The 12,371-nt window shown below is 57.9% G+C and carries 11 protein-coding genes; 4 read left to right on the forward strand and 7 right to left on the reverse strand.

Features of this window, described 5'->3' with window-relative positions; genetic code table 11:
- A complete protein-coding gene (gene btsR, locus L463_RS04255; protein WP_015572336.1) occupies positions 1-720 on the reverse strand; it encodes a two-component system response regulator BtsR in 720 nt (239 codons plus the stop codon).
- Positions 714-2,399 (reverse strand): sensor histidine kinase, encoded by a 1,686-nt coding sequence (locus L463_RS04250; RefSeq protein WP_017383370.1) that lies wholly within the window; start codon positions 2,397-2,399, stop codon positions 714-716. Before L463_RS04250 ends, btsR begins: the two co-directional genes overlap by 7 nt.
- A gap of 218 nt (positions 2,400-2,617) precedes the next feature.
- Between L463_RS04250 and mlrA the strand changes: the two genes are divergently transcribed.
- Positions 2,618-3,358 (forward strand): HTH-type transcriptional regulator MlrA, encoded by a 741-nt coding sequence (mlrA, locus tag L463_RS04245; protein ID WP_017693055.1) that lies wholly within the window; start codon positions 2,618-2,620, stop codon positions 3,356-3,358.
- 69 nt (positions 3,359-3,427) lie between these two features.
- Complete coding sequence (locus L463_RS23770; protein ID WP_017383372.1) at positions 3,428-3,541, forward strand: protein YohO; 114 nt, start codon at positions 3,428-3,430, stop codon at positions 3,539-3,541.
- On the opposite strand, the gene L463_RS04240 is transcribed toward L463_RS23770, so the two are convergent.
- The 5 genes from L463_RS04240 to bglX form a co-directional block, all read right to left on the reverse strand.
- The gene (locus tag L463_RS04240; protein ID WP_017383373.1) at positions 3,516-4,253 is read right to left on the reverse strand and encodes an ABC transporter permease; all 738 of its coding nucleotides are present in this window, start codon (positions 4,251-4,253) and stop codon (positions 3,516-3,518) included. The genes L463_RS23770 and L463_RS04240 overlap by 26 nt on opposite strands.
- On the reverse strand, positions 4,237-5,187 hold the full coding sequence (locus L463_RS04235; protein ID WP_015572334.1) for an ABC transporter ATP-binding protein: 951 nt from the start codon (positions 5,185-5,187) through the stop codon (positions 4,237-4,239). The genes L463_RS04240 and L463_RS04235 overlap by 17 nt, the downstream gene beginning before the upstream one ends.
- Entirely contained in the window at positions 5,180-6,337 is a 1,158-nt protein-coding gene (locus L463_RS04230; protein ID WP_032103263.1) for an ABC transporter permease, read from the reverse strand. Before L463_RS04230 ends, L463_RS04235 begins: the two co-directional genes overlap by 8 nt.
- A gap of 12 nt (positions 6,338-6,349) precedes the next feature.
- Positions 6,350-7,267 (reverse strand): glycine betaine ABC transporter substrate-binding protein OsmF, encoded by a 918-nt coding sequence (locus tag L463_RS04225; RefSeq protein ID WP_032103261.1) that lies wholly within the window; start codon positions 7,265-7,267, stop codon positions 6,350-6,352.
- A gap of 136 nt (positions 7,268-7,403) precedes the next feature.
- Positions 7,404-9,701, reverse strand: coding sequence for a beta-glucosidase BglX (gene bglX, locus L463_RS04220; RefSeq protein ID WP_032103260.1), 2,298 nt, complete (start codon positions 9,699-9,701; stop codon positions 7,404-7,406).
- A gap of 189 nt (positions 9,702-9,890) precedes the next feature.
- On the opposite strand from bglX, the gene dld reads away from it, so the two are divergent.
- Positions 9,891-11,648 (forward strand): D-lactate dehydrogenase, encoded by a 1,758-nt coding sequence (dld, locus tag L463_RS04215; RefSeq protein WP_032103259.1) that lies wholly within the window; start codon positions 9,891-9,893, stop codon positions 11,646-11,648.
- 102 nt (positions 11,649-11,750) lie between these two features.
- Positions 11,751-12,305, forward strand: a complete 555-nt coding sequence (locus L463_RS04210) for a GNAT family N-acetyltransferase (protein WP_032103258.1) — start codon at positions 11,751-11,753, stop codon at positions 12,303-12,305.
- Positions 12,306-12,371: the final 66 nt, after the last annotated feature.

Raw genomic sequence — 12,371 nt, forward strand, 5'->3', positions numbered from 1 at the left:
TTACAGCCCTATCGCCTCTTTCAAACTTTTCAGGTAGCGACGACTGACGGGAACGGTTTGCCCGGCACGTAACACCAGCTCGGCCTGGCCGTTATCTTCCAGACGGATCTCTTTCAGGTGCGCCATGTTCACCAGATACTGACGATGGCAGCGGATTAGCGGCGTGCGGCTCTCCAGCGTGCGCAGGGTCAGCTCGGTAAAGCCTTCGTTACCTTCAGCGCTGGTGACGTATACCCCGCTCAGACGGCTGCTGACAAAGGCAACGTCGTCCATTTGCAGGAGGTAAATCCGGCTGTGCCCGGTACAGGGTATAAACTTCAGGGGCTGCTGATGCTCCGGCAGCAGCGTCACGTCCTGCACGGTACGCTCCTGATGCAGGCGGGTCAGGGTCTTTTCAAGGCGTTTCTCTTCAATCGGCTTCAGCAGATAATCAAATGCGTGCTCTTCAAACGCCTTTACCGCGTACTCATCAAAGGCCGTCAGAAAGACGATATAGGGACGGTGCTCCGGGTCGAGCATGCCGACCATCTCCAGCCCGCTGATGCGCGGCATCTGAATATCGAGGAACAGCACGTCCGGGCGCAGTTTATGCACCGCACCGATGCCTTCAATCGCATTGGCACATTCCCCCACAACCTCGATATCACTCTGCTCCTGCAACAGAACACGCAGGTTTTCCCGTGCTAACGGCTCATCATCGACAATCAGCACTCTTAACATGCGTTCTCCTCCAGCGGCAATCGTAAAGTAATTCGGGTATAGCGGTCTGGCTCACAGGCGACGGTGATACCGCAGTCGTCACCAAAATGCGCGCGCAGGCGTTTATCCACCAGGCTCATGCCCAGACCGCCTGACGCGGAAGCTTCATATAGCCCCGCGTTGTCTTCAATATCCAGCACCAGATGGTGGTTAAAACGGGAAGCGGAAATCATAATCTCTCCACTTCCCAGCAGCTGCGACGTCCCATGCTTAATGGCATTTTCTACAATCGGTTGCAGGGTAAAGGCCGGAAGATGCTGATACGCCAGATCGTCCGGGACGGATAACGACACCTGTAAACGTGACTGGAAGCGCGCTTTTTCAATTTGCAGATAGGCGTTTACATGCTCAATCTCGTCCGCGAGGGTGACGATCTCCGAGGGTCGCTTCAGATTTTTGCGGAAAAAGGTCGAGAGAAATTGCACCAGCTGCGCGGCCTGATCGCTGTCGCGGCGGATCACCGCCTTCAGCGTGTTGAGCGCGTTAAACAGGAAATGCGGGTTCACCTGAGCGTGCAGGAGCTTAATTTCTGACTGCGTCAGCAGCGCTTTTTGCCGTTCATACTGCCCCGCCAGGATTTGCGCCGAAAGCAGCTGGGCGATCCCCTCCCCCAGCGTGCGGTTGATGGAGCTGAACAGGCGATTTTTGGCTTCGTAAAGCTTAATAGTGCCCATGACGCGCTGGTTTTCACCCCGCAGGGGAATGACCAGCGTAGAGCCGAGTTTGCACTGCGGATGCAGGGAACAGCGGTACGGCACTTCATTTCCGTCGGCATACACCACTTCACCCGTTTCAATAGCGCGCAGGGTATAGGCCGAGGAGATCGGTTTGCCCGGCAGATGGTGGTCGTCGCCGGTACCGGTAAACGCCAGCAGCTTCTCGCGATCGGTAATCGCCACGGCTCCGATATCCAGCTCTTTATACAGCACCTGCGCCACCTTCATACTGTTCTCCTCGTTGAATCCCTGCCGCAGGATCCCTTCCGTCGACGCCGCAACTTTTAAGGCGGTGGCAGAAAATGCCGAGGTGTATTTTTCGAACATGGCGCGTTTGTCGAGCAGAATGCGCATAAACAGCGCCGCACCTACGGTATTGGTGACCATCATCGGTGCGGCAATGCTGCTGACCAGATGTAACGCATCGTCAAACGGGCGCGCGATCAGCAGGATGATCGCCATCTGCGCCATTTCCGCCACGAAGGTAATCGCCCCTGCGGTAAAGGGACTGAACACTTTATCCGGGCGACCGCGCTTAATCATATAGCTGTGGACGAGACCACCGAGCAACCCTTCGACGATGGTGGAGATCATGCAGCTCAGCGCCGTCATACCGCCCATCGAATAGCGGTGCAGGCCGCCGGTTAACCCCACCAGACCGCCGACGACCGGGCCTCCGAGCAGCCCGCCCATTACCGCGCCGATGGCGCGCGTATTGGCGATGGAATCTTCGATATGGAGACCAAACCAGGTCCCCATAATGCAGAATATGGAAAATACGACGTAGCAGAGGAATTTGTGCGGCAGACGGACGGTGACCTGCATCAGCGGGATAAACAGGCGCGTTTTGCTCATCAACCAGGCGATGACAAGGAACACGCACATCTGCTGAAGCAACAGCAGCACCAGATTAAACTCGTACATACTCACAAACCGCACATTCTAAAAACGCGTAACATACACTGATAGCGGTTAACTTTCTTTGAAACGTGCCAAAAAAGCGATAAATCGTGTCCGCCATCACACCTTTTGCCGGAGATAACCTGTCTTTCGTATAATTTGTACAAAAAAGAATCAAATCTTCCTGGTTCCGCAAAGTGGGTCTACAGTTAAGCTGGGGACGCGCAAGCCTGGGGGCGAAAATGGCGCTTTACACAATAGGTGAAGTGGCACTCCTGTGTGATATCAATCCCGTTACGCTACGGGCGTGGCAGCGACGGTATGGATTGCTTAAGCCGCAAAGAACGGACGGCGGGCACCGCCTGTTTAACGATGCGGATATTGACCGGATCCGCGAGATCAAAAGCTGGATCGACAATGGCGTACAGGTCGGCAAGGTAAAATCGCTTCTGAGCCAGGACGATCCAGATACGCAACTTCTCTGGCGCGAGCAGCAGGAAACGCTGCTGAGGCTGTTGCAGAGTGGCAATTTGCAGCGTTTGCGCGGCTGGATCAAAGAACAGGGTCGAGACTACCCGGCGCAAACCTTGATCACCCATCTTTTTATTCCCCTACGGCGTCGGCTTCAGTGTCAGCAAACCACCTTACAGGCACTGCTCAGCATGCTTGATGGCGTGCTGATTAACTATATTTCCGTCTGTCTTGCCTCAGCGCGGAATAAAAACAGCAAAGATGCGCTGGTGATCGGCTGGAACGTACACGATACCACCCGGCTGTGGCTCGAAGCCTGGATTGCCACCCAGCAGGGCTGGCGCGTTGACGTGCTTGCCCACTCCCTGGCCCAGCTCAGGCCGGAACTGTTTGAGGGACAGACGCTGCTGGTCTGGTGCGGCGAAGTCCCCTCCGCTTCCCAGCAGCAGCTCCTGACGGAATGGCGCGAACATGGTTATCCCGTTTACTCGCTGGGGCCAAATGCGTCGTAACGGCATTTAATGGTTCATTAACAGCTGCGCTTCACCGTATAATTGTTCCGTTAACAACAGGAGCACATGATGAAGGCAACGAAACTGGCCGTAATTACCCTCTTTGCACTGATGGCCATCAGCGGTATCGGTGGCGTTATGCTTGCAGGTTATTCATTTATTGTTCGCGGCGGTGTTGGCTGAGGTATCCGGCCAGGCGTTCAAACAGGCGATCCACCACAATCGCCGCCAGCGCAACCAGAACCGCCCCCTGAATAATGTAAGCCGTATTAAACCCGCTTAACCCGATAATGATCGGCGTTCCCAGCGTATTGGCTCCGACCGTCGAGGCGATGGTTGCCGTACCAATGTTGATAATCACGGACGTTCGCACGCCAGCGATAATCACCGGTGCGGCCAGCGGCAGTTCGACCTTCACCAGCCGCTGCCAGGCGCTCATCCCCATCCCTTCCGCTACGCTCAGCACCGATGCAGGCACCGCCGCAATCCCCGCCAGCGTCCCTTGCAGAATGGGCAACACGCCGTACAAAATCAGCGCAATGATGGCAGGCTCCTGCCCAAAACCAATCGCCGGCACGGCAATCGCCAGCACGGCCACCGGCGGGAAGGTCTGCCCCGTTGCGGCGATGGTCTCCACCAGCGGACGAAACTCCCTGCCCGCGGGTCTCGTCACCGCAATCCCGGCGCCTGTGCCCAGCACGATGGCAATCACGCTTGACACCGCCACCAGCCAGAAGTGCGCCAGGGTGAGATTAACAAAGCTCTCCTGCTGGTATACCGGGCGCGGCAGCCCGGGGATAAGCGCATTAAACAGCGCCGCGCTGTGCGGCATCAGGTAGAGTAAGGCGATAAACAGCCCTGTCAGCCAGAGTAACGGATCACGGACCCACTTCACGCGTCACCTCCCCCGCCAGCAGATCGCGAAAATGGATCGTCCCACATGGCGTCCCCTGCCCGTCCGCAACGGGTAACACCTCGCACTGCCGGGCGACAAACGCCGACAGGGCATCGCGCAGGCTCATCCCATCGTGCAGCGGTTCACCACCGATTTGCGCATCCTGCGGACGCAGATAGTCCCTGACGGTGCGTAGCGAGAGCAGCCTGACGCCCAGCTCGCTGCGGCCAAAAAATTCACGCACAAAATCATTCGCCGGCGAGGTTAACAGCTCAAGCGGCGTACCCTGCTGGACGACTTCGCCGTGATCCATCAGTATCAGACGATCGGCCAGCCGCAGCGCTTCGTCGATATCATGCGTCACCAGCACGATGGTGCGCCCTAGAATACGGTGGATGCGACTCATCTCCGCCTGAAGTGCGCCGCGGGTGACCGGATCCAGCGCGCCGAAGGGCTCATCCATCAGCAGCACCTGCGGGTTAGCGGCCAGCGCGCGCGCCACCCCGACCCGCTGCTGCTGTCCGCCGGAAAGCTGGTGCGGATAGCGGTCGCGAAGCGACGCGTCCAGGCCCAGCAGCGCCATCAGCTCGTCGACACGCTCATTGATCTTCCCCCGGGACCATTTTTCCAGCTGTAGCACGGTGGCAATGTTCTGGGCCACCGTCCAGTGGGGAAACAGGCCGATGGACTGAATGGCGTAGCCCATACGCCGCCGCAGTTCCAGCACCGGCAGGCTGCGGATCTCCTCTCCGGCAAAGCGAATCGTCCCGCTGTCATGTTCCACCAGCCGGTTGATCATCTTCAGCGTCGTCGATTTTCCCGACCCCGAAGTCCCGATCAATACCGAGAACGCCCCCTCGGCAAAATGCAGATTGAGGTGGCTTGCCGCCGGACGGCCCGCAAAGGTTTTACTCACATCATGAAATTCAATCATTGGCTCTTCTCCTGAGCAGCGCGAGCCACAGGGCAAACAATGCATCCAGTACGACCGCCAGCGCAATCGTGGGCACAACGCCCAGCAGCACCAGATCCAGCGCGCTGCTCAGCAGCCCCTGGAACACCAGTGCCCCAAAGCCGCCCGCCCCGATCAGCGCGGCAATCACCGCCATCCCCACGGTTTGCACCGTCACCACCCGCAGGCTGCGAACCAGCAGCGGAAGCGCAAGCGGCAGCTGTATTTTCCAGAAACACTGGCGCGCACTCATCCCCATCGCATGGGCGCTTTCCAGCACGTCAGGCGGAACCTGGCTTAACCCCGCCACCACGCCGCGCACCAGCGGCAGCAGCGCATACAGCACAAGGGCGATAAGGGCAGGCGTCAGCCCGGTTCCGGCAATGCCTGCCGCGGCCAACGCAGGGAAGGATTTCACCAGACCGGCCAGGGGGGCAATCAGCAGGCCAAACAGGGCAACGGAGGGGATGGTCTGAATAACGTTGAGCACGGTAAAGACGGCGCCCTGGCGGCTGGGATGCCGGTAGCACCCGATGCCCAGCGGCACGCCCAGCAGCAGCGCCGGGATCAGCGTCCCGAACAGGATCGTCAGATGTTGCGCCAGCGCGTTGTCAAACACCTCCTGGCGGTTGGCGTACTCTTTTAACAGCGAGAGTTGATTCAGATCGCCGCTGAAGAGGATCAGCAGAGGGATGACCCAGAATTGCGCGTTCAGCAGCCAGCGCCAGACGGGTAGCGGCGTGAGACGGCGAATGGCATCGCTACAGACCAGCAGACAAAGTGCCAGCCACAGCCACAGCCCGCTGCCAATCGACGTGCGCGCCAGCGGGCTTTCAACGGAGGCCATCTGCGTTGCCGCCTGTCCCGCGCTCCAGAACAGCACGATAAACAGTGCTTCGCTGAGCAGAAGCGTCAGCCAAAGGGCGGATCGCCCTGGCCAGAAGGCTAAGGCTACAGTACTCGCCAGCGCCGCGCCCAGCAGTAGCGGCGTAAATGACCAGATCTGCCAGAGCGCGCGCGGTTCGCCCGACACCAGACGGTTTGGCGCGACATTTACAAAGGGTAACGCGACCGCCGCAATGGCCACACAGGCCAACAGCAGCAGGACGCGGTTATGACATTTTATTGGCACAGCCTTGTCCCGTTACTTCACAAGCCCTTGTTGTTTCAGGAAGTCGGCAGCCACCTTTTTGGCATCCAGCCCCTCAACGGCAATGCTGGCATTCAGCTGTTGCAGCGTTTTCGCATCCAGTTTTTCAAACACCGGTTTGAGCCATTCCGCAATATCCGGGTAGGCTTTCAGCACCGCCTCGCGCACGACCGGGGTTGGGGCGTAAATGGGCTGAACGCCTTTCGGGTCGGTCAGGGTTTGCAGACCAAGCGCCGCGACCGGGCCGTCGGTGCCGTAGGCCATCGCCGCGTTGACGCCGGAGGTTTGCTGCGCCGCCGCGTTAATGGTCACCGCCGTGTCGCCGCCCGCCAGCGAGAGCAACTGGGACTGATCGAGCTTGAAATCATAGGCTTTTTCAAACGCTGGCAGGGCATCAGCGCGCTCGATAAACTCTGCCGAGGCCGCGAGCTTAAACTCGCCCTTCTCTTTCAGGTAGCGGCTGAGATCGTCAAGCGAGGTGAGCTTGCCTTTCTCGGCGATATCTTTGCGCACCGCGATGGTCCAGGTGTTGTTGGCCGGTGCCGGGGTCAGCCAGACCAGCTTATTTTTTTCCGCGTCCAGCTTTTTGACTTTTTCGTACCCGGCTTTGGCATTTTTCCATGCCGGATCGTTTTCATCCTTAAAGAAGAAGGCCCCGTTGCCGGTGTATTCCGGGTAGATATCCAGCTCGCCGGACGTGATGGCACCGCGCACGACAGGCGTGGTGCCAAGCTGTACTTTATTGACCGTTTTCACGCCGTGGCTTTCGAGTACCTGCAAAATGATATTGCCGAGCAACGCGCCCTCGGTATCAATTTTGGAACCCACCTTAACCGGCTCTGCGGCCTGTAGCGGCAGGCTTAGCGCCGCCAGAAGCACCGCCGATCCTGTTATCCCCTTAATAATCGTCATTCTGCTTTCCTCATTATTTTGTGGCCTTTTTCATAGGCTTGAGACAAAAGCGTAGCTTAAAACAGCGAATTTAACCGTTTTTCGTACAAGATGAGAGGCATCCCCCGCCAGGCGGGGGATGGGGAGGAAGGTAAGATTATTGCAGCTCGAATTCGGCTTTGTTCACGCGGGCGGAATCCACGCCAATGAAGACGCTGAATTTGCCAGGCTCGGCATCGTATTTCATCTGCTGATTCCAGAACTTCAGCGCATTCACGTCAATCGGGAAGCTGACCGTTCTGGTTTCGCCCGGTTTCAGGTTGACCTTCTCGAAGCCGCGCAGCTGTTTCACCGGACGGCTCATGGAGGCCGTGACATCCTGAATGTACATCTGGATCACCGTCGCGCCTTCGCGTTTGCCGCTGTTGGTCACCTCCACGCTGGCGGTCACTTTGCCGTCATGCTTCAGGGACGGCGCTGACATTTTCACGTCAGAGACCTTAAAGGTGGTGTAGCTCAGGCCATAGCCAAACGGATACAGCGGGCCGTTCGCCTCATCGAAATAACGAGACGTGTACTTGTTCGGCTTGTCGGCGTTATACGGACGACCGGTGTTCAGGTGGCTGTAGTAAACCGGGATCTGCCCGACGGAGCGCGGGAAGGACATCGGCAGCTTGCCGGACGGGTTGTAATCGCCAAACAGCACGTCGGCAATGGCGTTACCGCCTTCGGTACCGGCGAACCAGGTTTCCAGAATGGCGTCAGCCTGCTGGTCTTCTTTCACCAGCGCCAGCGGACGCCCGTTCATCAGCACCAGCACCAGCGGCTTGCCGGTGGCTTTCAGGGCCGCGATCAGATCGCGCTGGCTCTGCGGGATAGTGATGTCGGTACGGCTGGAGGCTTCGTGCGCCATCCCCTGCGCTTCACCCACCACCGCGACCACCACGTCGGACTGCTTCGCGGCGTTCACCGCTTCGTCGATCATCTCTTTCGGCGTGCGCGGATCCACCTTCACCGCTTCCTCGTACTGGTTGAGGAAGGTCACGATGTCTTTATCGTTGGTGACGTTCGCGCCTTTGGCGTAAACCACTTTTGCATTATCACCCACGGCGCTCTTAATGCCGGTCAGCACGGTAACGGACTGATCCGCCACGCCTGCGGCGGACCAGCTGCCCATGACGTCGCGCTTGCTGTCGGCCAGCGGACCGACCACGGCAATGGTGCCGGATTTTTTCAGCGGCAGCGTGTCGAGACGGTTTTTCAGCAGCACCAGGCTTTCGCGCGCTACTTCTCGGGCTTCTTTACGGTGCAGACGGCTTTCGGCGTTAGTGTCCGCCGGGTCTGAATCCTTCGGCCCCAGATGGCTGTAAGGATCGTTAAACAGCCCCATGTCATATTTCACGTTCAGCACGTGGCGAGCGGCGTCGTCCAGCTCTGCCATCGTCACTTTGCCGCTCTTCACCAGCCCCGGCAGGTATTTGCTGTAATACTCGTCGCTCATGCTCATGTTGATGCCGGACTTGAGCGCCACGCGTACCGCGTCTTCCGGATCGGACGCCGTGCCGTGTTTAATCAGCTCTTTAATCGCGCCGTGGTCAGAGACGGTAATGCCCTTAAAGCCCCACTGGTCGCGCAACACGTCTTTCAGCAGCCACGAATCGGAGGTGGCAGGCGTGCCGTTGAGAGAGTTCAGCGCTACCATCACCGCCCCGCTGCCCGCGTCCAGCCCTGCCTTGTATGGCGGCATGTAGTCGTTGAACAGGCGCTGTGGGCTCATGTCGACGGTGTTGTACTCTTTACCGCCCTCCACCGCGCCATAGGCGGCGAAGTGCTTGACGCTGGTCATGACCGAGTAACGATCTGCCGGGCTTTTGCCCTGCATCGCTTCCACCATGGTTTTGCCCATCGTGGCGGTTAAATACGTGTCTTCACCGAAGCCCTCCGAAGCGCGGCCCCAGCGCGGATCGCGGGAGACGTCAACCATCGGCGCCCAGGTCATATTCAGGCCGTCGTCTGCGGCTTCATATGCCGAAACGCGCCCGACGGTTTTCACCGCATCAAGATTAAAAGAGGAGGCTAAGCCGAGGCTAATCGGGAAGACGGTACGCTGGCCGTGCACCACGTCATAAGCGAAGAACAGTGGAATTTTCAGGCGGCTCAGCTCCATCACCTGATCCTGCATCTTGCGGATATCCTGGCGGGTAACGGTGTTAAAAATGGCCCCTACCTGCCCGTCTTTGATCATCTCGCGAATGGCTTCTTTCGGGTTATCCGGACCGACGCTGATCAGGCGCAGCTGGCCGATTTTCTCATCGACCGTCATCTTTTTGAGTAAATCCGTGACAAAGGCGTCGCGGGCTTCGGGCGTGAGCGGGTGATTACCAAACAAATCCTCTGCCAGCGCAGGTTGCAGCGCCAGGCTGACGGCGACACCTACAGAACATAGCCATTTCATGTTGTTATTCTCTCTCATCAATAACCGCGGGAAGCACCCGGTCAGACCGTGCGAAAAGCGCAGTGTGCCATAAAGCCTGAAAACCTTGCAGGGTTATTCTCTGATTTTTCTCATGAATACCCGACCGCTCAACGGCTAATCGCGCTATGCTTTACAGCGAGAAATTTGCCCCACCACAAGGAGTGGAAGATGTCTTCTGTTCGAACTGACGATAACACTACATTTATTAACGAACTGTCTCGCCTGGTTGGTCACTCTCACCTGCTTACCGACCCGGCCAAAACCGCCCGCTATCGGAAGGGCTTTCGCTCCGGCCAGGGCGACGCGCTGGCGGTAGTCTTTCCCGGTACGTTGCTCGAACTGTGGCGCGTGCTCAGCGCCTGCGTTGCGGCAGACAAGATTATTTTAATGCAGGCTGCGAATACCGGCCTGACCGAAGGCTCCACGCCGAACGGCAACGATTACGATCGTGACATCGTGATTATCAGCACCCTGCGCCTCGACAAACTGCACCTGCTGGACAAGGGCGAACAGGTGCTCGCCTTCCCCGGCACCACGCTTTACTCGCTGGAAAAAGCGCTTAAGCCGCTGGGACGCGAACCGCACTCGGTGATCGGCTCATCGTGCATTGGCGCCTCGGTGATCGGCGGGATCTGCAATAACTCCGGCGGCTCGCTGGTGCAGCGCGGCCCGGCTTACACGGAAATGTCGCTGTTCGCCCGTATCGATGAAAACGGCAAGCTGACGCTGGTTAACCATCTGGGGATCGATCTGGGCGTAACGCCTGAACAGATCCTCAGCAAACTTGACGATGACCGCGTGAAGGACGAAGACGTTCAGCACGATGGCCGTCACGCGCATGACCACGATTACATCACCCGCGTGCGCGATATCAATGCCGATACGCCGGCGCGCTATAACGCCGATCCGGATCGCCTGTTTGAATCCTCCGGCTGCGCGGGCAAGCTGGCCGTTTTTGCGGTGCGCCTCGATACCTTCCCGGCAGAGAAAAAGCAGCAGGTGTTTTACATCGGCACCAATCAGCCGGAGGTGCTGACGGAGATCCGTCGTCATATTCTGGCCGAGTTCACTCACCTGCCGGTGGCAGGCGAGTATATGCACCGGGACATTTACGACATCGCAGAGCGCTACGGCAAAGATACCTTCCTGATGATCGACAAGCTCGGCACCGACAAAATGCCGTTCTTCTTCACTATGAAGGGCCGCACCGACGCGATGCTGGAGAAAGTATCGTTGTTCAAACCGCACTTCACCGACCGCTTTATGCAGAAGCTGGGTAACGTCTTCCCGGCGCATTTACCGGAGCGGATGAAGACCTGGCGCGACAAGTATGAGCACCATCTGCTGCTGAAAATGGCCGGGGACGGAATTGCCGAAGCGCAGAGCTGGCTCACCGAATTCTTCAAAACCGCCGACGGGGATTTCTTTGCCTGTACGCCGGAAGAAGGCAGCAAAGCCTTCCTGCACCGCTTCGCCGCGGCGGGTGCTGCCATCCGTTATCAGGCGGTGCATTCCGAAGAGGTGGAGGATATTCTGGCACTGGATATCGCCCTGCGTCGCAACGATACCGAGTGGTTTGAACATCTGCCGCCGGAGATCGACAGCAAGCTGGTGCATAAGCTCTATTACGGCCACTTTATGTGCTATGTCTTCCATCAGGATTACATCGTCAAAAAAGGGGTTGATGCACACGCGCTGAAAGAACAGATGCTGGCGCTGCTGCACGAGCGTGGCGCGCAATATCCTGCCGAGCACAACGTAGGACACCTGTACAAAGCGCCGGAGACGCTTAAACATTTTTATCGCAAAAATGACCCTACAAACAGTATGAACCCGGGCATTGGTAAGACAACGCGGAAGAAATACTGGAAAGAGAGTGCCGAAACAGAGGAACACAATACGCAAGCCTCTGATGAACTCTTATAGCCAAATTTAAGAGATTGTTAAGCCCTCCTCAAACGTACTAGAGTATCTGCCTGTTGCCAGAGAAACGTTTCTCTGGCTTTCCAAACAAGGAGCGGGCAGAACATGTCGGCTGTAGAAATTTTCCCCGAAACTGAAATCGAGGTGCGCGACGCCCTTCCTGACGATGCGCATGCCATCTCGGCGATATACGCCTGGCATGTGCTTCATGGCCGTGCGTCCTTCGAGGAAGTTCCTCCCACCGTCGATGAGATGCGTCAGCGGATAAAGAGCGTGACCGACAGCGGTTTACCGTGGCTGGTTGCGCTGTATCGCGGCATTGTTGTCGGCTACTGCTACGCCACGTTTTATCGTCCACGCCAGGCCTACCGGTACACCCTTGAGGAATCCATCTATGTGGATGCCAGCACTACCGGGCGCGGGTTTGGCTCGGCCTTACTCCAGGCACTGATCGCCCGTTGTGAACAAGGACCCTGGCGGCAGATGATTGCCGTGGTTGGTGACGGAAACAATAATGCGGGATCGTTACGGCTGCATAAAAAACATGGCTTCGAGGTTGTCGGTCAACTGCGCAGCGTGGGGTATAAGAAGGGCGACTGGCGGGATACGTTGATCATGCAGCGTCCACTCAACGATGGTGACTGGACGCTGCCGGAGTAGGCGCTTTCGCCCGGTGGCGCTTCGCTTGGCCTACGTATCGGGGCCGCTTTTGGGCCGTAGGCCGGG

Source organism: Enterobacter sp. BIDMC 27 (assembly GCF_000534415.1).
Classification (GTDB): domain Bacteria; phylum Pseudomonadota; class Gammaproteobacteria; order Enterobacterales; family Enterobacteriaceae; genus Enterobacter; species Enterobacter hormaechei_C.